25 protein-coding genes, 1 tRNA gene and 1 other RNA gene are annotated in these 25,363 nt (G+C 68.5%); 11 read left to right on the forward strand and 16 right to left on the reverse strand.

From position 1 onward, the window contains the following. Positions 1 to 33 precede the first annotated feature (33 nt). From ACUYM2_RS01875 to ACUYM2_RS01890, 4 genes are all read right to left on the reverse strand, one after another. Complete coding sequence (locus ACUYM2_RS01875) at positions 34 to 414, reverse strand: serine protease inhibitor (protein WP_481598525.1); 381 nt, start codon at positions 412 to 414, stop codon at positions 34 to 36. Next, positions 411 to 1,385, reverse strand: coding sequence for a 3-methyladenine DNA glycosylase (locus ACUYM2_RS01880; protein ID WP_481598526.1), 975 nt, complete (start codon positions 1,383 to 1,385; stop codon positions 411 to 413). Before ACUYM2_RS01880 ends, ACUYM2_RS01875 begins: the two co-directional genes overlap by 4 nt. After that, on the reverse strand, positions 1,357 to 1,905 hold the full coding sequence (locus ACUYM2_RS01885; RefSeq protein WP_481598527.1) for an SSI family serine proteinase inhibitor: 549 nt from the start codon (positions 1,903 to 1,905) through the stop codon (positions 1,357 to 1,359). Before ACUYM2_RS01885 ends, ACUYM2_RS01880 begins: the two co-directional genes overlap by 29 nt. Positions 1,906 to 1,974: 69 nt before the next feature. After that, positions 1,975 to 2,469 carry a MarR family winged helix-turn-helix transcriptional regulator gene (locus ACUYM2_RS01890; RefSeq protein ID WP_481598528.1) on the reverse strand — a complete coding sequence of 165 codons (495 nt, stop codon included), beginning with the start codon at positions 2,467 to 2,469 and terminating at the stop codon, positions 1,975 to 1,977. An 81-nt stretch (positions 2,470 to 2,550) separates the two neighbouring features. On the opposite strand from ACUYM2_RS01890, the gene ACUYM2_RS01895 reads away from it, so the two are divergent. Further along, on the forward strand, positions 2,551 to 2,775 hold the full coding sequence (locus ACUYM2_RS01895; RefSeq protein ID WP_481601378.1) for a hypothetical protein: 225 nt from the start codon (positions 2,551 to 2,553) through the stop codon (positions 2,773 to 2,775). 176 nt (positions 2,776 to 2,951) lie between these two features. Then, entirely contained in the window at positions 2,952 to 3,185 is a 234-nt protein-coding gene (locus ACUYM2_RS01900; RefSeq protein ID WP_481601379.1) for a hypothetical protein, read from the forward strand. 97 nt (positions 3,186 to 3,282) lie between these two features. On the opposite strand, the gene ACUYM2_RS01905 is transcribed toward ACUYM2_RS01900, so the two are convergent. The 5 genes from ACUYM2_RS01905 to ffs all read right to left on the reverse strand — a co-directional run bounded on the left by ACUYM2_RS01905 (position 3,283) and on the right by ffs (position 9,286). Continuing rightward, positions 3,283 to 4,641 carry an aspartate kinase gene (locus ACUYM2_RS01905; RefSeq protein ID WP_481598529.1) on the reverse strand — a complete coding sequence of 453 codons (1,359 nt, stop codon included), beginning with the start codon at positions 4,639 to 4,641 and terminating at the stop codon, positions 3,283 to 3,285. A 231-nt stretch (positions 4,642 to 4,872) separates the two neighbouring features. Then, a complete protein-coding gene (locus tag ACUYM2_RS01910; protein ID WP_481598530.1) occupies positions 4,873 to 5,445 on the reverse strand; it encodes a GNAT family N-acetyltransferase in 573 nt (190 codons plus the stop codon). A gap of 6 nt (positions 5,446 to 5,451) precedes the next feature. After that, positions 5,452 to 6,051, reverse strand: a complete 600-nt coding sequence (gene recR, locus ACUYM2_RS01915; RefSeq protein ID WP_481598531.1) for a recombination mediator RecR — start codon at positions 6,049 to 6,051, stop codon at positions 5,452 to 5,454. A gap of 51 nt (positions 6,052 to 6,102) precedes the next feature. Next, positions 6,103 to 9,162: a DNA polymerase III subunit gamma and tau gene (locus ACUYM2_RS01920; RefSeq protein WP_481598532.1), complete on the reverse strand. Its 3,060-nt coding sequence runs from the start codon at positions 9,160 to 9,162 to the stop codon at positions 6,103 to 6,105. A 27-nt stretch (positions 9,163 to 9,189) separates the two neighbouring features. Next, positions 9,190 to 9,286: signal recognition particle sRNA small type (ffs, locus tag ACUYM2_RS01925), an RNA gene on the reverse strand. Between the two features lie 214 nt (positions 9,287 to 9,500). On the opposite strand from ffs, the gene ACUYM2_RS01930 reads away from it, so the two are divergent. After that, positions 9,501 to 9,585: transfer RNA gene (locus tag ACUYM2_RS01930), tRNA-Ser, on the forward strand. A 57-nt stretch (positions 9,586 to 9,642) separates the two neighbouring features. On the opposite strand, the gene ACUYM2_RS01935 is transcribed toward ACUYM2_RS01930, so the two are convergent. Further along, a complete protein-coding gene (locus ACUYM2_RS01935) occupies positions 9,643 to 10,554 on the reverse strand; it encodes an oxygenase MpaB family protein (RefSeq protein WP_481598533.1) in 912 nt (303 codons plus the stop codon). Between the two features lie 217 nt (positions 10,555 to 10,771). Here ACUYM2_RS01935 and ACUYM2_RS01940 point away from each other — a divergent pair, with 217 nt between their 5' ends. From ACUYM2_RS01940 to ACUYM2_RS01955, 4 genes are all read left to right on the forward strand, one after another. Continuing rightward, positions 10,772 to 12,130 (forward strand): M23 family metallopeptidase, encoded by a 1,359-nt coding sequence (locus ACUYM2_RS01940; protein WP_481598534.1) that lies wholly within the window; start codon positions 10,772 to 10,774, stop codon positions 12,128 to 12,130. Positions 12,131 to 12,228: 98 nt separating this feature from the next. Continuing rightward, positions 12,229 to 12,714, forward strand: a complete 486-nt coding sequence (locus tag ACUYM2_RS01945; RefSeq protein WP_481598535.1) for a glutathione peroxidase — start codon at positions 12,229 to 12,231, stop codon at positions 12,712 to 12,714. 286 nt (positions 12,715 to 13,000) lie between these two features. Next, positions 13,001 to 14,212 (forward strand): formaldehyde dehydrogenase, glutathione-independent, encoded by a 1,212-nt coding sequence (gene fdhA / locus ACUYM2_RS01950; protein WP_481598536.1) that lies wholly within the window; start codon positions 13,001 to 13,003, stop codon positions 14,210 to 14,212. Between the two features lie 197 nt (positions 14,213 to 14,409). Further along, the gene (locus ACUYM2_RS01955) at positions 14,410 to 15,354 is read left to right on the forward strand and encodes a phosphodiesterase (RefSeq protein ID WP_481598537.1); all 945 of its coding nucleotides are present in this window, start codon (positions 14,410 to 14,412) and stop codon (positions 15,352 to 15,354) included. 19 nt (positions 15,355 to 15,373) lie between these two features. Here ACUYM2_RS01955 and ACUYM2_RS01960 read toward each other — a convergent pair whose 3' ends face one another. Together ACUYM2_RS01960 and ACUYM2_RS01965 are read right to left on the reverse strand one after the other, a co-directional pair. Beyond that, complete coding sequence (locus ACUYM2_RS01960; RefSeq protein ID WP_481598538.1) at positions 15,374 to 17,014, reverse strand: stealth family protein; 1,641 nt, start codon at positions 17,012 to 17,014, stop codon at positions 15,374 to 15,376. Positions 17,015 to 17,052: 38 nt separating this feature from the next. After that, a complete protein-coding gene (locus ACUYM2_RS01965) occupies positions 17,053 to 17,964 on the reverse strand; it encodes a hypothetical protein (protein WP_481598539.1) in 912 nt (303 codons plus the stop codon). Between the two features lie 213 nt (positions 17,965 to 18,177). Between ACUYM2_RS01965 and ACUYM2_RS01970 the strand changes: the two genes are divergently transcribed. Together ACUYM2_RS01970 and ACUYM2_RS01975 are read left to right on the forward strand one after the other, a co-directional pair. Further along, positions 18,178 to 18,477 (forward strand): type II toxin-antitoxin system VapB family antitoxin, encoded by a 300-nt coding sequence (locus ACUYM2_RS01970; RefSeq protein ID WP_232084840.1) that lies wholly within the window; start codon positions 18,178 to 18,180, stop codon positions 18,475 to 18,477. After that, the gene (locus ACUYM2_RS01975) at positions 18,470 to 19,150 is read left to right on the forward strand and encodes a LytR C-terminal domain-containing protein (RefSeq protein ID WP_481598540.1); all 681 of its coding nucleotides are present in this window, start codon (positions 18,470 to 18,472) and stop codon (positions 19,148 to 19,150) included. Before ACUYM2_RS01970 ends, ACUYM2_RS01975 begins: the two co-directional genes overlap by 8 nt. Positions 19,151 to 19,201: 51 nt before the next feature. Here ACUYM2_RS01975 and ACUYM2_RS01980 read toward each other — a convergent pair whose 3' ends face one another. Then, entirely contained in the window at positions 19,202 to 19,849 is a 648-nt protein-coding gene (locus ACUYM2_RS01980) for a TetR/AcrR family transcriptional regulator (RefSeq protein ID WP_481598541.1), read from the reverse strand. A gap of 225 nt (positions 19,850 to 20,074) precedes the next feature. Here ACUYM2_RS01980 and ACUYM2_RS01985 point away from each other — a divergent pair, with 225 nt between their 5' ends. After that, complete coding sequence (locus ACUYM2_RS01985; RefSeq protein ID WP_481598542.1) at positions 20,075 to 20,332, forward strand: hypothetical protein; 258 nt, start codon at positions 20,075 to 20,077, stop codon at positions 20,330 to 20,332. A gap of 160 nt (positions 20,333 to 20,492) precedes the next feature. On the opposite strand, the gene ACUYM2_RS01990 is transcribed toward ACUYM2_RS01985, so the two are convergent. Together ACUYM2_RS01990 and ACUYM2_RS01995 are read right to left on the reverse strand one after the other, a co-directional pair. Next, positions 20,493 to 21,203 carry a DsbA family oxidoreductase gene (locus ACUYM2_RS01990; protein ID WP_481598543.1) on the reverse strand — a complete coding sequence of 237 codons (711 nt, stop codon included), beginning with the start codon at positions 21,201 to 21,203 and terminating at the stop codon, positions 20,493 to 20,495. A 192-nt stretch (positions 21,204 to 21,395) separates the two neighbouring features. Continuing rightward, positions 21,396 to 21,932, reverse strand: coding sequence for an N-acetyltransferase family protein (locus ACUYM2_RS01995; protein WP_481598544.1), 537 nt, complete (start codon positions 21,930 to 21,932; stop codon positions 21,396 to 21,398). A 194-nt stretch (positions 21,933 to 22,126) separates the two neighbouring features. Here ACUYM2_RS01995 and ACUYM2_RS02000 point away from each other — a divergent pair, with 194 nt between their 5' ends. Further along, positions 22,127 to 23,275 carry an MFS transporter gene (locus ACUYM2_RS02000; protein WP_481601380.1) on the forward strand — a complete coding sequence of 383 codons (1,149 nt, stop codon included), beginning with the start codon at positions 22,127 to 22,129 and terminating at the stop codon, positions 23,273 to 23,275. A gap of 217 nt (positions 23,276 to 23,492) precedes the next feature. On the opposite strand, the gene aceB is transcribed toward ACUYM2_RS02000, so the two are convergent. Next, complete coding sequence (gene aceB, locus ACUYM2_RS02005; RefSeq protein WP_481598545.1) at positions 23,493 to 25,157, reverse strand: malate synthase A; 1,665 nt, start codon at positions 25,155 to 25,157, stop codon at positions 23,493 to 23,495. Between the last annotated feature and the right edge of the window lie 206 nt (positions 25,158 to 25,363).

Raw genomic sequence — 25,363 nt, forward strand, 5'->3', positions numbered from 1 at the left:
TTTCACCGCCGGCCATCGCTGTTTAATGCCTTTTCAGCTGGCTCCGGTGGATCCCGCCGCGCCGCCCAGCAGCGGTGCCATGGCACGCCAGCGGGCAATTTCGCAGCCGTCGGTGCGGCTGAATTCGCTGTGCACCTCCCGGCCCCGGTAGCGCCCGGTGACCACGGCCACTTGCGGGCCGCCGTACTGCTGAGTGCATAGCCGGGGCGGCCCCGGCTGGGGGAAGAAGATTTCCTCGCCGTACTGCCGGAGGGCCTCGAGCGCGGCGGCGGGATCCGGCAGCGTGGATCCCTCACCGACTGCGCCGTGATCGGCGAGCAGCCGGAAGCTGAACTCCGGGGCGCCCGGCGCCTCAGTCAGCCGGATGGTGAGGTCGACGTCGGGCCGGCTGCCCGGTCCGGTGGGGTCAGTCATAAGCGTCCTTCCGGGACTGTGGATTGAGGGGCCGCGGCGGTGCCCAGCAGCGGTGTGAGTTCGTGCAGCAGCCGCCTGCGCAGCTCCTGCGAGGCGGCGGCGAATTCCCGTTGGAGCTCCACGTATTCGGCCTTGCCGTCCGGTGTCTCGATCCGGATGGCCGGGTAGCCCCATTCGCTCAGCTCATAGGGGGAGGCGCGCATATCCATGGCGCGGATCCGCCAGGATAGCTCGAAGCAGTCCATCACCAGCTCGCTGGGCAGCGTGGGAGCCAGTTTGTACGCCCACTTGTACAGGTCCATGTTCGCGTGGAGGCATCCGGGTTGTTCCATGGTCCGCTGGTTCTCCCGGCTTGGCGCCAGGGCGTTCAGCGGCACCGCGTCGGGGGTGTAAAAGCGGAACGCATCGAAGTGTGAGCACCGGATCCGGTTGTCCTCGACCACCCGGTCGGTCCGCTCGGAACCGAGCCGCAGTTTCAGGTACTCATGCCGCAGCTCAAACTTGTCCTGCCGGTAGACCATCGCCCACTCGTGCAGCCCGAAGCAACCGAACTGGGCAGGCCGCGCAGCCGTTCCCGCGAGGATGATGCCGGCAAACTGCAGGGCATCGCGCCGCTCGCTGAGGAACCGTTCGACGTCGATCGTCACCGCCTCCGTTCCCGGCGCCAGTCCCGCAGCGGCCAGTTCACCGGCGTCGGGGACACGGTAGTACTTCCAGCCGGAGCGCTCCGCTGCCGCGGGTCCGGACAGCACGACGCCGGCGCCCGGGTGCCAGCGCAGCAGCTGGCCGGGCTTCTGGGTGTAGTAGGTGAAGAGGAAGTCCTCCACCGGGTGTTTCTGGCCGGCCGACCGCCGGGCGAGGTAGGGGTCCGAGTAGGTCCGGACGCGTTGCTGGTGGGCTGCCTCGCGCGCCAGCCAGGCGTCCTGTGGGAGGTGCTGCAGCTTAGGCTCCACCGCTGGATCCCAGAACATCCTTGGCGGCATTCCAAGCGGCGATCTTGCAGCCGTCCGTCCGGCTGAACTTTGATTCGACGGCTTTGCCGTCCACCGAGCCGGTGACGGTTGCCTGTTGCGGGCCGCCGTACTGCTGGGTGCAGGCCTGGTCCGTGGGCCGCGGTCCGGGGCTGAGGAGGGCCGCGTTCTGCTTCAGGGCCGTGCAGGCAGCCGCCGCCTTCGGATGCTTGCTTTCAGCCGCCGGAGCCCCGTTCCGGCAGACGAGGGTGTAATTGACGGCCTTCGCGCCCTGGGCGGGCGTGACCATGATGGCAAGTTCGGCGTTGCCCTGCCCGGGCCCGGCGGAAGGGAACTCAGCCGACGGCGAGGGCGCCGGGACGGTGGTTTCAGCGTCGGCGGAGGGCGTGCCGCCCGGTGACGAGGCGGACGCCGTCCCGGTGGACGACGCGCTCGGCGCGGGTCCGCCGCCCGGCGCGCAGGCGGCCAGTCCGACGGCCGTCATCAGGATGAGCGCGGTGGGAATCAGGTTCTTGCGCATGGGCTCTTCTCCTCGGTCTCAGCCCCATTCTAGCGCCGCCGCGGGGTCGTGGGCCGGGCCGGAAGTACCCTACGGGGCGGTCACGTCCCCGGCCGCCCGGGTGGCGGCGATCAGCCGCATCATGGCGGCATGCAGATCACCCACCTGCTCCCGGTCCAGGCCCAGCAGGGCCATCATGGTGCCGGGAACCGCCGTCGCCTGCTGCCGCAGCGCTGTTCCACGCGGGGTCAGCCGCACGGCGAGGCTGCGCTCGTTGCCTTCTGCCCGTTGCCGGGTGATGTAGCCCGCCGCTTCCAGTCGCCGCAGCAGCGGCGAAATCGTCGCGGGTTCCTGGGCGAGGGCGTCGCTGATGTCGCGGACCGTCCGGGGGCTGGATTCCCACAGGCAGAGCATCACCAGGTACTGCGGGTGGGTGAGGCCCAGCTTGTCGAGGACCGGCTTGTAAGCGCCCACCACGCTGCGGGAGGCGACGGTGAGGGCAAAGCAGAGCTGGTGTTCCAGCAGGAGGTCGTCGTTCACGGACGCGGCGAGGGCCGATCCCGGGGTTCCGGTGGCGTTACTCAAGGGGGCCTCCTATGAATAGTTAGTGCACTAATGATTAGAGTACACTGGGAGTACATCTGGATCGACGAGGAGTGGGTAGCGATGGCGAAGGAAAACACCGTCCAGCGGTTCATGCGGGCAACTGGCAAGCTGCGGGCAGTCTTTGGGCCCGCCAGCCGCACCTCCCTCGGCCACGAGATGACCGAGCAAAACCGCCAGCTGCTGGCGCAGCGGCAGGCCGAGACCCAGCAGTGGGAGACGCTCCACCGGCCCGACGGCAGCACCTACGTGGTGCCCCGCAACCCCGAGGACAAGTCGCTGCGCTAGGCGGCCGGCCACGGTGGCTTCCGCGGCGCTGTCGTCGGGGCCAGGCGCACACCGCGCCTTTTCCCGCCGCCGTCCGCCATGCCTTTTGCCGCCGTCGGGCGTAAAATAGGGGCACTGGCGCCGCCCGCGCCACCGCTGTTCCGCTTGGCCTGTCAGCAGGAGAGGGGGTGGGAAATATGGCACGTGCGCTGAGGAAAGCTGTACTGAGCCGGCATCTGCACCCGTCGTCCTGGGTGCGCTTCCTCTTTGGGCCCGCCTCGCGCGGGGACTATTCCGCGCCGGTCCTCCATAAGCACGATGACTTCGAGGCAGCCTCGGAAACCGAACTCGCCGGCTTCGAAGTGGAGACCGACGCACAGGGGCATCGCTACGCCGTCCGGCGGGAGGACCTCCCGAAGGAACAAGTCTGATCCCGCCTCGGAAGCAGGGCAGTGACACAAGAGGGAGCGGCAACTGCCGCTCCCTTTTGTACGTTACCCCTGGGCCGGTCCGGCGGCCGGAGAAGTCCTAGCGGCCGGTGCCGCCGTATACGGTGGCTTCGTCCTCGCTGTCCAGGTCGAATGCCTTGTGGATGGCTCGCACGGCGTCGTCCAGCAGGTCGGCGTGGGTTACCACGGAGATGCGGATTTCGGAGGTGGAGATCATGTTGATGTTGATCCCCGCCTCGGAGAGCGCGGCGAAGAACCGTGCCGAGACGCCCGGGTGCGAGCGCATTCCGGCGCCGATCAGGGACAGCTTGCCGATCTGCTCGTTGTATTCAATGTTCTCGAAGCCGATCTCGGCCTGGGCGGCGCGAAGGGCGGCCAGGGCGTCGGCGCCCTCGACGATCGGCAGCGTGAAGGAGATGTCCGTCCGGCCGGTGCCGTGGGTGGAGACGTTCTGGACGATCATGTCGATGTTGGAGTGCGCATCGGCGATGACCTGGAAGATGGCGGCGGCCTTGCCGGGGATGTCCGGGACGCCGACTACCGTGACCTTGGCTTCGGAACGGTCGTGTGCAACGCCGGAGATGATTGGCTGCTCCAAGGCAACTCCCTCTTGAATTGTGATCTTGTCATCGGCGCTGGGCAGGACCCAGGTGCCTTCGTTCTGGCTGAATGAGGACCGGACGTGCAGCGGCACCCCGAAGCGGCGTGCATATTCAACGCAGCGCAGGTGCAGGATCTTGGCGCCGGAAGCCGCGAGCTCCAGCATTTCCTCGCTGGAGATCCGGTCGATCTTCCGGGCTGAGGGCACCACGCGCGGGTCCGCGGTGTAAATCCCGTCAACGTCGGTGAAAATCTCGCAGACGTCGGCATCGAGTGCCGCGGCCAGTGCCACCGCCGTCGTGTCCGAACCGCCCCGGCCGAGGGTGGTGATCTCGTTCGTGGTGCGGCTCATGCCCTGGAAGCCGGCAACAATCGCGATGTGGCCCTTGTCCAGGGCCGTGCGGATCCGGTGCGGGTCGACGTCGATGATCCGGGCCTTGCCGTGGATGCCGTCGGTGATCATGCCGGCCTGCGAGCCGGTGAAGGACTGGGCGGAGGCGCCGTACTTGTTGATGGCCATGGCGAGCAGGGCCATCGAGATGCGCTCACCGGCGGAAAGGAGCATGTCCATTTCCCGGGCCGGGGCGGAGTCGGTCACCTGGGCGGCCAGGTCGAGGAGTTCGTCGGTGGTGTCGCCCATGGCGGAAACCACGACGACGACCTCGTCGCCGGCGTTGTGGGCGTCCACGACGCGCCGCGCAACCCGCTTGATACCCTCCGCGTCCGCCACCGAGGAACCGCCGAACTTCTTCACGACGAGGTGCTTGGTGGCGGCAGGGATGGCGGGCAGCTCCTGCGGCAGCGGTCCGGGGTGGACTTCGGTAGTGGGCAAACTCATGCGCGCACCCTCACTGGATCATCGGGGTTTCTGGGCGAAGCTACGAAACGGCGCAGCCAAATGGCGCGACGGCGGCTTCTCAGCCAAGTTTATCGCCGCCGGCGGTCCGGAGTTGAATTGTGACTGAACGCCAGACAGGCGAGGGCCGCTGCTGGACGCACGTGACGCGGTGCAGGGGCCACACAGGTCACTTGGGTCACGCGGTCGTGGGGTTGGACAGGACCTGCGGGGTCACTCGGGCCGGTCGAGCCGGTAGCGCCAGGACGGAAGCTTCTTTCCCGCGGTGTCCTGGAGCGCGGTGAAGTAGCGGTCCGGCCCGAAGCCCAGGCTTTCCAGCAGCCTGCGCGAGGGGAGGTTGGGCTCGTAGACGCCGGCGAAGACCGTCCGGCTTTGGCGGGCCGTGAACAACCACTCCACCAGGGCGGCGGCGGCTTCCCGGCCGAGGCCGAGCCCGTGGTGGTCCGGGTGCAGGATGTAGCCAAGGCTCGCCGTGTCCGCCGGGATTTTTCCCGGGGCTGGAGGGGCGTCGGAGTTCCAGGTCCGGCCGTCGCCGATCACCTCACCGCTGGAGCGGAGCTGGATGGCCCAGCCCTCGTTGAACCATTCCGCGGTCGAGGCGGCCGATGTAGTGAGCATCTTCCGCAGCCTGGCGCTGTTCTCGTCCGGGCTGAGCGCCGCATGGGACAGGTACCGCACGGCGTCGGGGTTGCCGCGGAACCGCAGGAGGGCGCCGTCGGCGGTCAACGGCCGCACGATCAGTCGCGGGGTGCCGATCGGGGCGGGAACGGTGGCGGCGGCTGGCACGGATCGTCAGCTCAGCGCGTTGCGGCGGCCCTCGATGGCGCGGCCCAGCGTGACTTCGTCGGCGTACTCGAGGTCTCCGCCGACCGGAAGGCCGGACGCGAGCCGGGTGACGGCGATGCCGATCGACTTGAGCATCCGGGCCAGGTAGGTGGCGGTGGCCTCGCCCTCGAGGTTGGGGTCCGTCGCGATGATGATTTCCTGGATGGCGCCGTCGTTGAGCCGGGTGAGCAGCTCCCGGATCCGCAGCTGTTCCGGGCCGATCCCGGCAATCGGGTTAATCGCGCCGCCCAGTACGTGGTACCGGCCGCGGAAGGACCGCGTGCGCTCCACCGCGAGCACGTCCTTGGACTCCTCCACAACGCAAATCACGGACGGGTCGCGGCGCGGGTCGCGGCAGATGTTGCACAGTTCCTGCTCGGTGACATTGCCGCAGACCGTGCAGAACTTGACCCGCTCCTTGACCGTGGTGATGGCCTCGACCAGACGTTTCATGTCCTGCGGGTCGGCTTCGAGGATGTGGAAGGCGAGCCGCTGGGCGGACTTGGGCCCGACGCCGGGAAGGCGGCCGAGCTCGTCGATCAGCTCCTGAACTGCACCTTCGTACACAATGTCCTCGTTCGTTGGGGGGAGTGGTGGGCCGGGTGGCCACCGGGAGGGCTAGAAGCGCGGCGCCAGCGGGCTTCCGTCCAGGGAGCGCTCTTCGAGCAGCTTCCCGCCCAGAATACGCTCGACGGCGGCGCGGCCGAAGACGCCGGATTCCTCGATCGTTTCATCGTCGGCGCTGGGGATGTCCTGTTCATAGCTGGTGGCCGCCACCGCGGCGCGCGCGGGTGCCTTGGCGCGTCCGGCCTCCGCTTCAGGGCTGTTGGACAGGCGCTGGTAGAGGCTCTGCCGTTCGGAGGCCGGAGGCGCGCCGACCGGAGCCGTGGCCACGACCGGGGCGGCCGCGGCAGTGGTGACCACGGGCCCGGCGCCGGAAAGGACGAACTGGGGCGGGGGCACCCGGGTGTCCGGCGAGCCGGTGTGGCTGGATCCGGATCCGGCCGAGAAGGCGCCGACCGGTTCGGGAATCTGCGCGGCAGCGGGCTCGTAGTGCGGCGGCTCCGGTTCCGGATCGCGCGGCGCCGGCTCAGCCTCGGCCTTGGGCGAGGGGTGGCGCCCCACGTTCAGTTCGGTGCCGACGGTCCAGATCCCGGGCGACTCCTCGACGGCGCGCGCCCACGGGTCCTCGGCCGCGTCCTGGGCAGGGCGGGCAGGTGCCTGAGCGGTGCCGGCGGGCCCGTCGTTGCCTTTGCGGGTGCGTGCCGGGGCGCGCGGGGCTGCCGGTGCGGTTGCGGGTGCGGGTGCGGGACGGACGGCCGCCGGGACTGAGGGATCCCAGTCCATGGGCGGCTCTTCATCCAGCGGCGGCGCATCCTCGTCCCGTGGCGGGCCCCAGTCGTCGTCCGGGTAGGAGTAGGAGCCACCGGCATCGGACGATGATTCTTCGGGCGGTTCGCCGGCGGACCCGGCGGACGGGCCGGTGCGCGGCGCTGCCCCCGCCGGGGTCGCTGCGTGGTGGGCCGGTTCCCGGTCAGGCTGCGGTTCGGGCGCGGGTGAGCGTGCGGGTGCGGGTGAGTCCGCTGTTGCGGCAGGGCCGGCCCCGGTCATGTCTGCGGTGCTGTCCGCGGAGACGGTCGGGGACTCCTGCGCGGCCCCGGCCGCGGGGGCAAGGCCCCAGGCAACGTCCGCCGAGGTGGCCGGTGCCTCCCGGCTAGCGGGCGCTTTTGGGTTTGGCTCAGAGCTCGCTGCGCTGTTGCTGCCGCCGGCCACGGCTGTGATCTGGCAGTCGATGCCGATCGTCTTGTGGATCGCCTGGCGCAGGTTTTCGGCGTGGTCTGCCCGGCCGAAGGCGCCGGCGAGCCCGGATGTGGTGAAGGACAGCGTCAGGACCTGGCCCTCGAAGTGGCCGACCTGCGCATTGGGTTCGACCAGCGCCCAGGTGCTGCGCTTGATCTTGGTCAGGGTCTGCAGGATCTCTGGCCAGGCGCGGCGCAGGACCTCGACGTCGGGTCCGGACGCCGGGGCGGGCGCGGACGCGGGGGCTGGGGCGGCGACGGGTGCTCCCGCGGGGACGCTGCCAGCCGGAGGCGCGGCGGGTGCTGCCGGTTCGGTCGGAGCCGAAGAGGATGGCTGGGGCTGCTGGGCGGGTGCGGGCGCCGGGGCAGCAGCCGCTGGTGCGGTCGCCGCCGCGGGGGCCGGCTCCGGGCCGGTGGCCCGGGCCGGCGGGGTTTCCGGGGCGGCCCCCGAGGGCGCGACCGGGCGGGCGGCGCCGTTCACGGACGCGGGTGCCTCCACCGGCCAGTCCTGGGTGCTGACACGGGGCGCCGTGAGCGGCGGCCGTTCCGGCGGCGCTTCCTGCATGGCCGCTGCCGGCTCGGGGCTGGCGTCCGGGGCGGGTGCAGCCACCGGGCGGGTAGCCGGTCCGGCGGGCGCGGGAGCAACGGCTGCCGGTGCCACAGCAGGTGCGGCGGCCGGCGCAGCGGCAGGTGTCCCGACGTCGTTCCCGGCGTAATTCAGTCGCCGCTCCACCCGGTCGATCCGGGCGGCGATGCCGCGCTCGGTCTGCTCGGAGCTCGGCAGCAGGATACGGGCGCACAGCAGTTCAAGGTGCAGCCGCGGGGAGGTGGCCCCGGTCATCTCGGTGAGCGCGGTGTTGGTGACATCCGCGGCGCGGGAGAGTTCGGCGGCGCCGAGGTTGTGGGCCTGGTTCTGCATCCGCGCGATCTGGTCCGCCGGCATGCCGCGGAGGATCGACTGGGCGCTCTCCGGCATGGCCTGCACGATGATGAGGTCACGGAAACGCTCGAGCAGGTCCTCGACGAAGCGGCGGGGGTCGTGGCCGGTCTGGATGACGCGGTCGACGGCGCGGAACACGGTGGCGGCGTCGGAGGCAGCAACGGCCTCGACGACGTCGTCCAGCAGGGAGGCGTGCGTGTAGCCCAGCAGGGCTACGGCCAGTTCATAGTCCAGGCCGTTGGGGCCGGCTCCGGCCATCAGCTGGTCCAGCACGGAGAGCGAGTCGCGCACGGAGCCGCCTCCGGCGCGGATGACGAGCGAGAGCACGCCCGGGGCCACGGGCACGTTCTCCTGGCGGCAGAGCAGTTCCAGGTACGCCATGAGGGGTTCCGGCGGGACCAGCCGGAACGGGTAGTGGTGGGTGCGGGACCGGATGGTGCCGATCACCTTGTCCGGCTCCGTGGTGGCGAAGATGAACTTGATGTGCTCCGGCGGTTCTTCGACGATCTTGAGCAGCGCGTTGAAGCCGGCCGACGTCACCATGTGGGCTTCGTCAATGATGAAGATCTTGTAGCGGTCACGGACCGGGGCGTAGGTGGCGCGTTCGCGCAGGTCACGGGCGTCGTCCACGCCGCCGTGGCTGGCGGCGTCGATCTCGATGACGTCGAGCGAACCGGCGCCGCCGCGGGCCAGTTCAACGCAGCTGGGGCAGACGCCGCACGGGGTGTCGGTGGGGCCTTCGGCGCAGTTCAGGCAGCGCGCCAGGATGCGGGCGGAGGTGGTTTTACCGCAGCCGCGGGGGCCGGAAAAGAGGTAGGCATGGTTGACGCGGTTCTTCCGCAGGGCCGTCATCAGCGGCTCGGTGACATGTTCCTGCCCGATAACGTCCGCGAACGAATCGGGACGGTATCTGCGGTAAAGAGCGGTAGTAACAGTCACAGATAAACCCTACCAATCGGCACAGACATAAAAGACCCCCCATGCACCCGCCAGAGCCCATTTACCCTTGCTACCTTCCGGTCCTGGGGGAGTTCAACAGGATGACGCCACATGAGGGGCCGTTGACTAGTTTACCCGACGATCGGGTGTGCCCCGAATCCGCCTGGCTGGCCCTGGGACATGCTCATTTTTCGGGCGCAGGAGTGGGCTGGTGGGCACTATGTCCAGTGTTAGTCCGGGGCGTGGGGCATGTCCCGTGGCGGCGTGGCCGAGGCCTCAATTGGGCTTAGTCGTGAAGTTCAGGTAGTCTAGTATCTGCTTTTGATTCAAAAGCTACTGGAGAATTCGCCTAGCGGCCTATGGCGCACGCCTGGAACGCGTGTTGGGTTAACGCCCTCGGGGGTTCAAATCCCCCATTCTCCGCGGCTGGCCCCGGTCCTTTGGACCGGGGCCATTTTGCGCCCGCGGCCCGTGCCGCGCCTAACCCGCGAACCCAAGGCGGCGCAGCCGTTCGCGGGCGGCCTGCTCGCTCGGGCCGACTTTGCCCAAGGCAAGGTGAACGACGCCGAGCGTAACCTTGGTGGCGAGCTTCACCGGCAATGGAATGAGGCCAAGCCGCGCCGTCCGCAGCCCCAGCATGTCCCGGTACTTGGGCTCGAGGCTTGCCACCGCGGCCGCAAAGAGCACCCGATAGCCGGGTTTGAGGGCCGGGTGCAGCGGGGGATCGCGGATGAAGGCCACCGTTTCGGCGACCTTCGCGCCCGAACTGAGGTCGCCGTCGTCGTACCAGCGGTCAAGTTGCCGGCGCATTTCCGCCTCGCTCACGGGCGGCGAGTCCACTCCCATCAGGGTCCCCGCCTGCGCCCATTCCCGCACGTAGGCATCCGGGCCGCCGGGAATCGGCCTGCCCCAGATCTTGTGCGTGGACAGGAACGCGTCGGTGAAGGCGATGTGCACCCAGCGGAGCAGTTCCGGGTCGTTCGCCGAGTATGGCCGGGCCACGCCGTGGCCGTCGATGTAGTTCCCGCGCACCGACTCGTGCAGCCGCAGGACCCAGCCGGACGCGGCGCGGGCCGCGCCGGTAGAACCGTACGAGACGGTGAAAATCCAGCGGATTGTCCCGGCGAGCCGGCCCAGGGGGTCTTCGCGGAAGCGGGAATGGTCGTGCACTCCGGCCAGGGCGCCTGGGTGGAGGGCCTGCATGAGCAGCGCGCGGATGCCGGCGACAATCGTCGGCATGTCCCCGTGCACCGCCCAGACGGCAGAGCCGGGAAGGTGGAAACCGGCGTCGTCGCCCTCGGCAAGACGACCAACCCACTCCGGAACCGCGTCCCGGGTTCCGGTGAACGTCTGTTTGAGTTCGGTCTGCCACTCCCTGAGGACATTGCGCATACTCCTATTCTTACCCGGCCGGAGCGGGGTCGGTACCTGTTTTCCGGGCGGGGCTACTGGGGCGCCCGACAGACTGCCGAACGCTGGCCCCAAATCCGTAGAAAACCGCCCCGAAGCCGGGCAATCCGGAGGTTCCCAGACCCGGCGGAGTGTGTTCACATAGAGGGTGGGTCCGTTGGGACGGGGGCCTGGCGGACAGAATCGCGGGAGTCGCATCGTGGGAAAACACTGGGGAAACTCAACGAGTGGGCAGTCCAAGACTTCACGGGCTGTCGCGCGCTCCCTGGCGGCGGCCACAGGCGTGGCCGTCGCCCTGCTGGTTTTCGGGCCTCCGGCACCTGCCGGTCACTCCGCCCGCGATGCAGCCCGGGCGGTGTCGCAGCCGCTGCTGGCCACCGGCTCTCCCGGCCCAGGGTTGCTGGATCCCGGAACCGACGAATCCGCTGATCCGGCGGGCGCCGGGCGGAGGTCGTCGGTGCTGACCGTGGACCGCCGTGCGATGGTGTCCTTTGCCCGGACCACTGTCCAGACCCGGTCCAAAGACGGCAAGATCGAGCTCCGGGTGGCGTCGGCCGGCCTGCAGCGGCCGCCCAAAGGTTTCCTGATGGCTCCGCTCGAGACGCTGACGGAGTCATCCCCGTTTGGCCTGCGCACCAGCCCGCTGACCGGGACCGCCGGCGAGTTCCACTGGGGCCAGGATTTTGCGGCCCCGTGCGGGACCCGGGTGTATTCGGCCGACGCCGGTGTGGTGCGTGCCGTCGGATGGCACCCGTGGGGCGGCGGCAACCGGGTGGAAATCGACCACGGCAACGGCCTCATCACCACGTACAACCACCTCCAAGGCATCGCCGTGAAGAAGGGCGAATCGGTGGGCGTCGACGAGGTAATAGCCAGGGTGGGCACCACTGGTTCGTCCACGGGCTGCCACCTTCACTTCGAGACGATCCTCAACGGTTCGCACGCCAACCCGTTGGACTGGAAATTCCTGCCCACCCGGCAGGTGGACCGGCTCGACGATATCCAGATGGTCAGCTATGCCCCGGGCACCGGCAAACAGGGGGCCGGCAGCGCGGGGAGCGCCAGCGCGGACTGGGCGGTTCCGGTGGCGGAGGATCACACCCACGCTGTCACCGGCGGGGTGCAGGAGACAAAGGTGGCCGCGGTTCCGGACACCGCCGCGGCCAAGCCGTCACCGACCGCCACAGTGACGCCGACGCCGACGGCGCCCCCTGCCACTGCGACGCCGGCGCCGACCCCCACCGTGACGCCAGCGCCCTTTGTCACCCCGACGCCGACCCCGACTGCGACGCCGACCCCGTCCGCGTCCGCGTCAGCGACGTCAACCCCGACGCCGACCCCGACGACGGCGCCAACCTACCCCGCGACGACTGCGCCGGCACCCGCCGAGCCGCCGGCGTCGACCGCAACGCCCACCACCGCGGCGACCGCTCCGGCGTCGGCCCCCGCTCCGGCGTCGGCCCCCGCTCCGGCGTCCACGCAGACGGCAGCCCCGCAGGAAACGACGGCCACCAAGCCGACGGGCACGCTTGCGCCTGTCGCCTCCCCGGCGAAATAGCCCGCCGGTCCGGTGTATCCCGGACCCATACCCGCGCCCTCCGGTGCCGAAGTACAGTCAAGAACTGTCCTGCCCCGTGCCCGTGAGGAAACCACCCCATGACGTCCCTGCATCCCATCCCGCTGACCCTCAACGACGGCACCGAAACGGACTTTGGCCGGTTCCGGGGCCAGGTGGTCCTGGTGGTGAACGTGGCATCCCAGTGCGGTTTCACGCCGCAGTACGCCGGGCTGGAGGCCCTCCACAACAAGTTCCGGGGGGAAGGCTTCACCGTCTTGGGCGTCCCGTGCAACCAATTCGCCGGGCAGGAGCCGGGCGCCGACGCGGAAATCGCCGAGTTCTGCGAACGCAACTTCGGCGTGACCTTCCCGCTGACCACGAAGGCCAACGTCCGCGGCAGGAACCAGCATCCGCTTTATGCGCAACTGACCAAGTTCAAGAACGGCCTGCTGCCCGGGCTCGTGAAATGGAACTTTGAGAAGTTCCTGGTGAACCGCGACGGCGAGATCGTGGCTCGCTTCGCGCCGACCGTCGAGCCGGACTCGCCGGAGATCGTCGAGGCAGTGCGGCAGGCACTCGGCTGAGCCCGCGCCCGGCCCCGGCCCCGGCCGCTCAGCTGAGCCGCGCCCGGCCTCCGCGGGCCACCTCAGCGGGCAGCGGGCCCGCAAGGGCACAAGGGGCCCTACCCCAAAGCCTGCTTCCGTCCTAGACTGGCGACACCCTCCGTCATACCGGGCATACCCGCGGCGCAGACACGTCCGCCCGTCGGCAGCGCAGCCGATATAGGCCCCGGGGAGGGTGCATCAGAATGCTTCGTGAATCACAACTGGGCACTCAACTTTGGGGGTCCGTGAAACCAGGAGGAAAGTGATGACAGGAAACAAAGCCGTTGCCTACAAGGGGCCCGGAAAAGTCGAACTGATCGACATTGACTACCCCACCTTCGAACTCAAAGACGGCCCGGGGGTCAACCCCGCCAACGTGGGCCGCCCGGTGCGCCATGGCGTAATCCTCAAAACCGTTGCCACGAACATCTGCGGCTCGGACCAGCACATGGTCCGCGGCCGCACCACCGCCCCGGTCGACCTGGTGCTGGGCCACGAAATCACTGGCGAAGTCGTGGAAGTCGGCCCGGATGTGGAGTTCATCAAGGTGGGGGACATCTGTTCCGTTCCCTTCAACATCGCCTGTGGCCGCTGCCGGAACTGCAAGGAACGCAAGACGGGCATCTGCCTGAACGTCAATCCCGCCCGCCCCGGCGCCGCGTACGGGTACGTGGACATGGGCGGCTGGGTAGGAGGCCAGGCCAACTACGTCCTGGTCCCCTACGCGGACTGGAACCTGCTGAAGTTCCCCGACCGGGACCAGGCCCTTGAGAAGATCATGGACCTGACCATGCTGTCGGACATCTTCCCCACCGGCTTCCACGGCGCCGTCACTGCCGGCGTCGGCGTCGGCTCCACCGTCTACATCGCCGGGGCCGGACCCGTGGGCCTCGCGGCGGCCACGAGTGCGCAGCTGCTGGGCGCCGCCGTCGTGATTGTCGGGGACATGAACGAGGACCGGCTCAAGCAGGCGCGCAGCTTCGGCTGTGAGACCGTCAACCTGTCCCAGGGCGGACCGGCCGAGCAGATCGAGCAGATCCTGGGAGTCCCCGAGGTCGACTGCGGCGTCGATGCCGTCGGCTTCGAAGCCAAGGGGCACGGCCATGACGCCAAGGAAGCGCCGGCAACGGTGCTGAATTCGCTGATGGAAATCACGGCGGCCGGCGGGGCCCTCGGCATTCCGGGCCTCTACGTCACAGGGGACCCGGGCGGCGTCGACGAGGCGGCCAAGAAGGGTGCGCTCTCCCTGAGCCTGGGCACCGGCTGGGCCAAGTCGCTGAGCTTCACCACCGGGCAGTGCCCCGTGATGAAGTACAACCGCGGGCTCATGATGGCGATCCTGCATGACAAGGTCCACATCGCAAAGAACGTCAACGCCAAGGCGATCTCGCTCGAGGACGCACCCAAGGGCTACGCCGAGTTCGACGCCGGCGCCGCTACGAAGTACGTGCTCAATCCGAACGGCTACCTCAGCTAGCCGCGACGTCACCGAGTAATCCACTCTCCGGCGGGCATATACCAGAGCAGGTATGTGCCCGCCGGACTACTCGATTATTGCCTTTTTTCAAACATGCCTACTGGAGTTTGCACATTGCCGGCCGAATGTCTGGTTGGATAGATCTAACTGAGAGGGACGCTGGAGGCAATTGCCCCCACCCAACCAGGAAGGTTGCAATGGAGCTCATCGAGGCCGAGCACCCCCGGCCACGTCATTTCCTCCTCCACTTGAGCGATCCGCATTTGCTGGGCGGTACGGATCCCCTGCACGGTGTGGTTGACGGCGATTCCCGGCTCAGACAACTTTTCGATCAAGTCCATGCCTCCGGCGCGCGCCCCGAAGCCGTGATCTTCACCGGCGACCTGGCCGACCGCGGCGAGGCGGAGGCTTACGCAAAGCTTCGCGCCATCGTGGACCCTGCCTGCAAGGCGATGGGCGCCAAAGTCATTTGGGCGATGGGTAACCACGACGACCGGGCCAATTTCCGGACCGGACTGCTGGACCAGCCCGCCGACGACGCCCCTGTGGACCACAGCTACTTCATCAACGGCTTGCGGATCATCACGCTGGACACCTCGGTGCCAGGGTTCCATCACGGCGAGCTCAGCCCCGCGCAACTGGAGTGGCTCGCAGCGGAGCTTGCGACGCCGGCGCCGGACGGCACCATCCTTGCCCTGCACCACCCGCCGGTGCCCTCCGTGCTGGAACTCGCTGTGCTGGTCGAGCTCCGCGGCCAGGCCGCGCTCGCGGGGGTCCTGCGGAACTCCGACGTGCGCACTATCCTGGGCGGCCACCTGCACTATTCCACCACCGCCATGTTCGCCGGCATCCCCGTCTCGGTAGCGTCCGCCACGTGCTACACCCAGGACCTGAACGTCCCCGTCGGCGGCAGCCGGGGGCGGGACAGCGGGCAGTCCTTCAACCTCGTCCATGTCTACGAGCACACGATCGTGCACTCCGTGGTTCAGGTCGGCGACACCCTGCCTGCGGTCGGCGAGTTCGTCACGGCCGAAGAGGTCCGGCGGCGCATCGCCGCCGCCGGAATCCGAATTCCGCGGCAGGCGAGGCTCGAAGATCCGGCCCAGGCCCCCGGACACCGGCGGCTCACCACCCGGAACTAACCGGCCGCTGCCGTCGGCGCTACTTCTCCCAGGGCGCCTTGATCGGGAAGTATTTCTCCAGGAAGTCGGTCACCAGTTCGGCGCGCTCCTCGGCCGCCACCTCGGGGAAGCTGCCGTCGTTGAGGCAGAAGAAATCCATGTTCCGCTTGGAGAGCAGCTTGGGCAGGTAGTTCAGCCCCGCGCGGGCAGTCGTATCCACGTACCGCACCTTGGCGGCGGTCTGGGTTACGGCCCGCCCAGTCAATAGTGCGTAGTAGTGGTAGAACGAGTTCGTCACGGAGATGTTGTCCGCGGCCCGGAACCGGCTGGCCGCCGTCTTCGCGAACTCGGCCGGGAATTCCTGCTCCATCTGGGCGACCACGCTGCGCCGGAGCGGTGCGGCGGTGTGTTCCAGGTGCCGGGTGGTGATGCGCCCGAAGCGGTCCCAGAGCAGCTTGCGGTTGACCCGCGCCGCGTTCTCAAAGCCGCTGCGCTCGGCGTCGTTGTCTCCCAGCCCGATGCGCGTCTCCGCCTCGATGAACTTGGTGATGCCGCCCGGGGTGAAGAACATGTCGGGCCGGACGGCCCGGCCAAAGAACATGTCGTCATTGGAATACAGGAAGTGCTCGGAAAGGCCTTCAATGTGGTGGAGCTGGGATTCAACCGCCTGCGAATTGTGCGTCGGCAGCACCGAGGGGTCGGCGAAGAACTCCTCGCTGCGGACGATCGTCACGCTCGGGTGGTCAGCGAGCCACTCCGGGGCGGGCGAGTCGGTCGCAATGAAGATCCGTCGGATCCACGGCGCGAACATGTAAACCGAGCGCAGGGCGTACTTCAGCTCATTGATCTGGCGGAAGCGCGCCTCGTGGTCGTCTCCCTCGCCCACAACGACGCCGGCCATCCGGGCGCGGCGGGCCGCGATGTATTCGGGCGAGCTGCCGTCCACCCAGGAGAAGACCAGGTCGATGTCGAAGCTGATGTCGCTGGCGTGGTCGGCGAACATGTTCTCGATGGTGGGCCAGGTGTGGCCGTAGCGTTCCACGGTGCCGCGGACGGCGTCCTGGGCCAGCAGGGTCCGGCGGGTCAGGGAGTTTTCGATCGGCAGGATCAGCTCGTCGCCCTCGAAGCTCCAGAGCTCCAGCTGGACGCCGGCCGAGGCGCCGAACTCCAGGCCGCCCTCCGGTTCAACCCGGGGCCGGTACAGCCGGAAGATCCGGGCCTGGCGGTTGAGTGAGAGCTCCCCGTCCCCGACCAGCACCGAGGACTTCTTCTTGGCGTCCACGGTCATCGAATAAAACGGCTCATCCCGGCAGGCCTCCACCAGGGCGGCGCGGAGTTCACGGCGGTTTTTCCAGTCCACGGATATCACCGGGCGGTCGTTGTTGCCGCGGACCAGGAGGTAATCCAGGTTTGCCCCGGCCAGGACGGAACGCAGGAACAACAGGTCCTCGACCATGGCCTGGTAGGGCGTGCGGTTCTCATTGATCAGTGCATATCTACCGTGCCGGCGCACCACGTCCGGGCGCGTCCGGAGCCTGGCCACGGCGGCCGGCGAGGTGACCTCCGCGTGGGCGTGGTTGTCCTCGGTTGCCTGGCTGCCGTAGTAAATCTCGTCCTGGATCAATGCGTCTGTAATGTCGATTCTCCGAGCTGGTGAAGGTGCATGGGTCTCTACTTGCATAATAACCCGGCCCGCAAAACGGCCCGGCGCGCCGGGTCTCAGCCGGGCAGGGCGTTCCGCCAGTGGCGCAGGAACGCCGCGCCGGCGTCGTCGTGGATGACCTCATCGCCCAGGCCTAAATCGGCCGCGGTCAGGATCCCGTACGGCTTGTCCGGAACGCCGTCGGCGGGACGGACGTCCACGTGCTTCACGGGGTGGTCGTTATGGTGCAGCCAGTCGGCCATGGCGTAGTCCGTGCGTGAGTCGCCCACGGTCCGCCACGCCTGCGGGGTGATGCCCTGGGCCGCCAGCAGTTCCACGGCCCGGCTCGCACCGAGGTCCTTTCCCAGCCGGACGGATTCGATGTCGGTGGAGATGATGGTGGGGTCCACGCGGTAGTCGATCCGGTCATCGCTGTTCGGGGCATGGTGGTCCAGCCGCACCACACCCAGGCCGTGCCGGCCCATCAGTTCCATGGCATCGGCGTCGAACAGGGCCTGTTCCTCGCGGTAGTCGGAATTGGCGACCGCGATGTGCTGCTCCACGGAGACCATGGCCCGCTTGGTCTCGTCATAGAACATGTGGGTGGCGTAGTCCTCCGCCACGAGCCGCCGCACGTCGTCACCGAACGCCTGTGGGATGGCGAGTTCCCGGTCCACGTGGACCGCACCGGGACCGCTGGCGGTGTAGCTGAACCACACCGCACCCTTCTCGCAGATGGCGTGGATGAGGATCCCGGCCGGCATCCCGGCGGCGATCATCGGCTCCATCACCTGCTCGCGGATAAAGGCATCCGACCGGCCGGTGTTGAAGATGACCGGAATCCCGGCGGCCGCGAGGGCCAACAGATCCGCGATGATTCCCGGCTGGACGGTGCGGGTGAGTGGACGTGCCACGGGACCGTCGACGTCGAGCAGCAGGGCCAGCGGGGGGGCCGAAAGCGGCGGGGCGGAAGTCTCGGATTCAGTCATGCTTCCATTCTCTCAGCCGGGCCGGAACTTCGCCTCCGGCGGCGGTCTCGTGACGCCCCGCCTACGGCCGGTCGTGAAATTGCTGTGACACTTCCGTTCAAGCCGGTGACACACCCGCGCACGGCAGTGACAAATGGTCACTGTTTGGCCACAACCTCCGGCGCCGTGGCCTCTTCGATTCCCCTGGCCCGGGATCTTCCTTAGGCTTGCATGGTGATCTTCAAAGCTGTGGGCGAGGGACGCCCGTACCCTGACCATGGTTTCAACACGCCCAAGGACTGGGCGGCGCTGCCGCCGCGCCCGGTCCGCCTGGACGAACTCGTGACCACCAAACGCACCCTGGACCTGGAAGCGCTGCTGGCCGAAGACTCGACGTTCTTCGGGGACCTCTTCCCTCACGTCGTGGAATTCCGCGGCGTGCTGTACCTGGAGGACGGCCTGCACCGGGCCGTCCGCACCGCCCTGCACCAGCGCACCGCGATCCACGCCCGCGTCCTGGTGATTAGTGGCTAGACGGCCCAAGGACCCCAGGGTCCTGCACGGGCACAACGTCATCACAGGCTCCGACCTGCGCGCCACTTTCGCGGAACGGGACGAACAGGAAAACCCGATTAGGACACGGCGCCGCATCCTGCACGGCGTCGTCCTGGTGCTCCTGGTGGGGCTGGTCGCCGCGGCCATTGTGGTGGCCCTGGCGGTCATGAACGGCCAGATCAAGATCCCGACGGCGGCGCGCGGCCAGGCCGCGGCGTCGCTTTGCCCCGATGCGACGTACAACTACACGCCGAACGGCAAGGTCAAGGTCAACGTCTACAACTCCACGAGCCGGCCGGGGCTGGCCCGGGCCGTGGCCAACGAGTTCCTGGCCCGCAAGTTCGTGGTGGGCGCGGTGGGCAACACCGAGTCCGGGTACCGCGGTGTGGCGCTGGTCGTCTCCGGGGCCGCGGGCCAGTCTGCGGCGTTTAGCGTCCAGCGCAACCTCCCCGGCTCGGACTACGTCCAGGACGGGCGCAACGACCCGAGCGTGGACGTCATCCTGACCGGCGACTTCAAGGCACTGGCCAAGCCGGCACTCGTGGACCAGACGCCGGGCAAGCTCAGCTGCCCGCGGGAGACCCGACGAATAGTCGAGGACCCCGCCCTGCCCGTCGTGCCGACGATCGTGCCAGTCAGCCCCAAACCTTGAGCCGACCGGCGCGGTCGGCCGAAATCAGGCGTGCCGCGCTCGCCGGCGCAGCTAGCGCGGCTGGGCGCTGAGCCGGAGGGGACGGCCGGCGTCGTCGAACCGGGCGCCGGCACCGAGTTGGATGAAGCGCACTGTCCGGGCGATCCGGGCCTCCGCTTGCGGGTCCGGGCCGGCGCCGTCGCCGCGGGCGGCACTCGAGGAGAGTGTGCCGTGGATGAGCTGGGCCAGCTGGGAGATGTCCGCCTCGGGGAGGTAGCCCTGTGCCATGCCGTCGCGCAGAATGTCCTGCAGCAGCAGGCTGAGTTCGCCCACATGGTCCGCCAGCTTGGCGAAGGACGCGGGGGAGAGGACGGCCCCCATTGCCGGGCCCGGCGGCAGGTGGCGCCGGCTCAGGTCCGCCACCTGGGCACGCACGTAGAGCGCCAGCCGTTCCACGGGATTCTCCAACGATGCCAGGGAATCGCGCAGCTCGACGAGGAAACGCTCGGTCTCGTCCAGCGCGTAGGCAATAAGGAGCTCTTCAATGTCCGCGTAGTAGTTGTAGACGGCCGTGCGGCCGATCCGGGCGTGCCGGGCGACGTCGGTCATGGTCAGGCCGGGCAGCCCGTGCGTGAAGAGCAGTTCACCGAAAGCGGTCAGGATACGGCGCTGGGTCTCGGCTCGTTGGGCGGCGTTGCTCGCGGCCGAAATCCTGGGCATACGGACACTTTAGCGCGATCTGTCAGTAAAAGTACCGGCGGTACGCGGCACCCTTCATGTGTACTGATGCAATTCCTTGCCGCGCGCGCCCGCCGGCGGTAACCGGGGGCAGGGCAGGCGCACGTCGCAAGAAAATCACGTCCCGGAAACGCCCCCGAAACCTCGCCCGTGCATGCTGGGGGCAACGGAGCCCCGGCGCGGGGCGCTGATGGGGAGGAGCTGGCAATGGATGTCGACGACACGGCAATCCGGACATGCGGGGAACTGGCCGTCGGGGACGAAATCGAGGCGTGGCACAACGGCAAACTGTTCCACCGCGGACGGGTCACGCAAACTGTCCCGCTGATGGAACTGTTCTGGATGCTGGACTCGCGGACCGGCGCCCGGAAGCTGCTCGACGTCGAGGCGCTGGAGATCGTCCGGTGTGCCCCGGCCTCGGGGCCGGGGTCCGGGCTCACCGCCGCCCTGGCCCAGCCCGCCTGAAGCGCGAACGTACACTTGCGGCCCGCGGCTGAAGCGCGAACGTACACTTGCGGCCCGCGCCTGAAGCGCGAACGTACACTTGCTGCCCGCGCTGGCGGCTTTTTGGGGCCGCAAGTGTACGTTCGCGCAGGAGCGGGGGCGTCCGCCCAGGCGCGTCGCCTCAGATAGCGCACCCGTCCGGGCCGCATGCGACGCCGTCCGGACCGGTCGTGCCGGCGTCGACCATGACCAGCGGGTGGCTTTCCTGCCAGGCCTGGTCGAGGGCAGCGGTGAAGGTTTCCGCGGGCTGGGCGCCCGAGAGGCCGTACTTGCGGTCGATGACGAAGAACGGCACGCCGCTGACGCCCAGGGCACGGGCCTCTGCGAAGTCCTGCCGGACGGCGTCGGCGTATATGTCCGTACTGAACAGTTCCTCCAGCTCCCCGGCGTCGATCCCGAGCTCAAGTCCCAGCGAGGTGAGGTATTCGCGGCTGCCGATGTCGCGGCCGTGCTCGAAGTGGTCGCTGAGCAACCGTTCCTTGGCGGCATCCTGCTTCCCGTGCGCCGCGGCGAGGTGGATCAGGCGGTGGGCCGTGAAGCTGTTGGCCACCACGACGTCGTCGAACCGGTAGTTGAGACCCTCGGCGCTGGCCTGCGCCGCCACGTGCTCGAACATGCCGCTGACCTGCTCCGGAGCCATGCCCTTGCGGGTGCTCAGGTAATCCAGCTCGGTGCCGTCGTAGTGCTCCGGTAGGGAGGGGTCCAGCTGGAAGCTGCGCCACTGCACCTGGACGTCGTCGCGGTGTGGGAACGCAGCAAGGGCGGTTTCAAAGCGGCGCTTGCCAATGTAGCACCAGGGGCAGGCCACGTCGGACCAAATCTCAATCTTCATGCTGGCGACAACCGCGCCAGGTCCGGGCCCATTCCCGCCAGCCCGCCAGGTCACACAGCGCGAACGGACAGTTGGGGCCCCGCCTCCCGGCCCGCCACGCGTGAACGGACACTTGGGGCCCTGGAAACGAGGATTTTTGGGCCCCAAGTGTACGTTCGTGCGGGTGCGTGCGGGACGGGGGAGGGGACAGGGTCAAGGCGCGAGCTGGCGCTCCATGACGAAGTCGTGCTCCACGGTGTTCCCCAGCCTGAACGACTTCGTGCCGACTTTCCGGAAGCCGGACTTCTCGTAAAACCTGATGGCACGGGCATTCTGGCTGTTCACCCCGAGCCAAAGGCCGCGGGCGCCTGCCTCGGCCGCCGCGGCGATGCTGGCCTGCATCAGCTCCGCCGCCGCGCCCACGCCGTGGTGGTCCGGATGGACGTAGCACTTGCTCAGCTCCGTGTTCGGCCCGGCGTCCAGGACGGCGGCCACCTCCGGATCCTCCGTGCGCCGGTCCAGGAGCAGGCTGTAGCCGCGGAGCTTCCCGCCCGCATCGATCACCAGCACCGTGACATCCGGATCGGCGAGGTACTCCCGGAAGTTGGCTTCGCTGAGCGTGTTCGCCAGGTGGGCGGCGATGTCCTCGGCACGGGACTCCGGCGGGCAGGCGAGCGGAAAGGTGATGGCAGCCAGTTCGGCCAGCGGGCCGGCGTCGACGGCGGTGGCCTTCCGGATGAGGTGCGTCATGCCAAAAACCCTAGTCCGCCGACCACGTGGCGTGACCTTCGTGAAGCCGGTGCCGTCATTTTCCGGCGGGTGCGGCGCGGCCCGCGGCGGCGCGTGATAGCAATGGGACTGATGAAAACATACTTCTGCCCGGTTACCGGCCCGCGGATGGCAGGGTGAGCGCCCTGGCGAGGATTCCGCGTGGTTCGCTGCTGATGATCGCCATCGGCCTCATCGCCCTCAATATGCGCGGGCCGTTTGTCGCGGTGGCGCCGGTGGTGGGGCGCATGCGGCAGGACCTGGGGTTCTCGCCGGTCGAAATCGGGTTCCTGACCGGCATCCCGGTCCTCTGCTTCGCGCTCGCAGCCCCGCTGGCCTCGCTGACGGGCCGGAAGCTGGGCCCGGAGTTCGCGATCACGCTGACCCTGGCGGGGGTGCTGCTCGGCGTCGTGGTCCGCTCCGCGGGCGGGGGTGCGCTGGTGATGCTGGGCACCGTAATCCTGGGCGTCGCCATCACCATCGGCAATATCGTGGTCCCGCTGATCATCCGCCGTGACTTCAGCCCGGCCAAGCAGGGCGCCGCCATGGGCATCTACACCGCGGCGCTGAACATCGGCTCCTTTGCCACATCCATGATCACCGCGCCGCTGGCGGAGCTGCTGGGCTGGCGTCCGGCCATTGCGGCGTGCGCCCTCTTCGCGGTCGCGGCCGCAGCCGTCTGGGTGCTGGCTGCCGGGAGCAGCTCATTCCGGCCCGAAGCGATCCCCGGGGCGGATCCAACCCGGCCGGCCGGGCCGCCGGCGTCGCGCTGGATCACCGTGGCACTGACCGCGGGTTTCGCCGGCCAGGCCTTCTCCTACTACGGTGTGACGGCCTGGTTGCCGAGCCTTCTGGCCGACGAACTGGGCCTGGCTCCTGCGGCGGCCGGCGCCGGGTCCTCGATCTTTCAGATCCTGGCGATCGCCGGCGGACTGGGCGTTCCGTTTGCGGCGCGCTTTGCCAGCACGACGACGGTCGGCCTCACCTTGGGGGCGCTGTGGCTGACGGTACCGTTGGGGCTCCTGCTAGCTCCCGAGCTGTGGTGGCTGTGGTCCTCCGCCGGTGGGGTGGCCCAGGGCGGCGGCATCACCCTGATCTTCATCGCCATCATTCGGCTGGCCCGCGACCAGGCCTCGGCGGGGCGGATGTCCGCGGTCGTCCAGGGGGCCGGCTATAGCTTCGGCGCCGTGGCGCCCACCCTGCTCGGTTACGTGCACGGCATCTCGGATTCCTGGACCGGACCGCTGCTGATGATCCTGGGCTCGGTGGCCTTGTTCATCCTGGGCTGTTCGCTGTCCCTGCGCCACATCCCGAAGGCGCACTGATTCACCCTGCCTGGCGCCGCCCGCCTGCGCCACCGATCCGCGCCACCGATCCGCGCGAACGGACACTTGAGGCCCATGCTATGAAAAAAACATGGGCCTCAAGTGTCCGCTCGACGCCGTTGTCGGGTGATCGGGGGAGGGTCTTCCGTTGCCGGGCTGCCGCCCCGGATTTCGGGGAGCCTGTTGCGAAGGGCATGGCAGCCCGGCGGACGGAATTCTAGACGGCCACGAGGCCCGCACCACTGGCAGTGTGCTCGGTGCCGTCGCGGGCTTCGTGCAGGAAGCGGTCGTAGGCCGGCAGCGTCAGGAAGGCCGGGAACTCGTTGCCGAGCGTGACCTCCTCGAAGATGTCCCGCGCGTCGGCGAAGCGGTCGCCCTCGAAGCGCTCCAGCTTGGCGAACTCCTCATCCAGCATGTCCTCGACCCATTCGCGGGTGATGACATCGCCCGCGTCCGTGATGGCCCGGGAGAAAATCCACTGCCACAGCTGCGAGCGGGAGATTTCCGCGGTCGCGGCGTCCTCCATCAGGTTATGGATGGCCACCGCGCCGTTGCCGCGCAGCCAGGACTCGATGTAGCGGATGCCAACCTCGATGTTGTTCCGCACGCCCTGCTCGGTGATCGTGCCCGTGGTGGAGGAGATGTCGATCAGCGCGCGGTCATCCGGCGTGACGTCCTCGCGGAGGCGGTCCAGCTGGTTCGGACGGTCGCCGAGGACGGCGTCGAACACCTCGCGGCACACCGGCACCAGGTCCGGGTGCGCCACCCACGAGCCGTCGAAGCCGTCGGCTGCCTCGCGGGTTTTGTCGGCGCGCACCTTCTCGAAGGCGACCGCGTTGGCTTCCTCGTCCTTGCGGTTGGGGACGGCCGCGGCCATGCCGCCGATCGCCATGGCGCCGCGCTTGTGGCAGGCCCGCACGAGCTGCTCCGTGTAGGCGCGCATAAACGGCTGCGTCATCGTGACCTGGCCGCGGTCCGGCAGCACATAGCGCGGCCCGCGGGTGCGGAAGTTCTTGATCAGCGAGAAGATGTAGTCCCAACGGCCCGCATTCAGGCCCGCAGCGTGCTCGCGCAGTTCGAAAAGGATCTCCTCCATCTCGAACGCGGCAGTGATGGTCTCGATCAGCACTGTGGCCCGGATGGTGCCCTGCGGGATGCCCAGCAGGTCCTGGGCCAGGATGAAGATGTCGTTCCACAGCCGTGCCTCGAGGTGGTTCTCGATCTTCGGCAGGTAGAAGTACGGGCCCTTGCCCTGGGCGATCAGGCGGCGGGCGTTGTGGAAGAAGTACAGGCCGAAGTCGACGATGCCGCCGGCCACCGGGGTGCCGTCAATAATCATGTGCTTTTCCGGCAGGTGCCAGCCGCGGGGCCGGACCACGATCGTGGGCAGCTCCTCGGCGGAGCGGAGCTTGTACTCCTTGCCCTCCGGGGAGGTGAAGTCGATCCGGCGCTCCAGCGCATCGGTCAGGTTCAGCTGGCCCTGGATGACATTGCGCCACGACGGCGTGGAGGAGTCCTCCATGTCCGCTAGCCAAACCTTGGCGCCGGAGTTCAGCGCATTGACGGTCATCTTCTTGTCCACCGGGCCGGTGATCTCGACGCGGCGGTCCGTCAGGCCCGGCGCCGGGGGAGCGACGCGCCAGTCCGGATCGTTGCGGATGGACTCGGTCTCGGGGAGGAACCGCGGGTCCTGGCCCTTGCTGATCTGCTGGCGACGCTCCTGCCGGGCCCGCAACAGCTCCTGCCGGCGCTCCGCCGTCGCCCGGTGCAGCTTGGCGACAAACGCCAGCGCGTCCGGCGTCAGCACTTCGTTCTGCCGGCAGATGGGCTGCGCGGTCAAGGTGATCCCGTTGATAGTGAAGTTGTCAGTGAAGCTGTTCATTTCAATCTCTCCTCAGAGAAGAAGCAAGGGCGACGGCGAATGGTGACGTGCGCGCGAGGCCGAAGGTGCCGGTGTTGCGGCAGCCTGCGTAAAAGGGGCCCTGTGTCCGGGTCTGTCCTCGCTCAGCGAGGTCGGACCCGGACACGGGGAATAGCAGGCAGAGCAATGCCGGACCGAAGGCCGGAGGCGAGAACCGCCGTCGTGAG

It is taken from the genome of Arthrobacter sp. SD1074B (genome assembly GCF_056780195.1).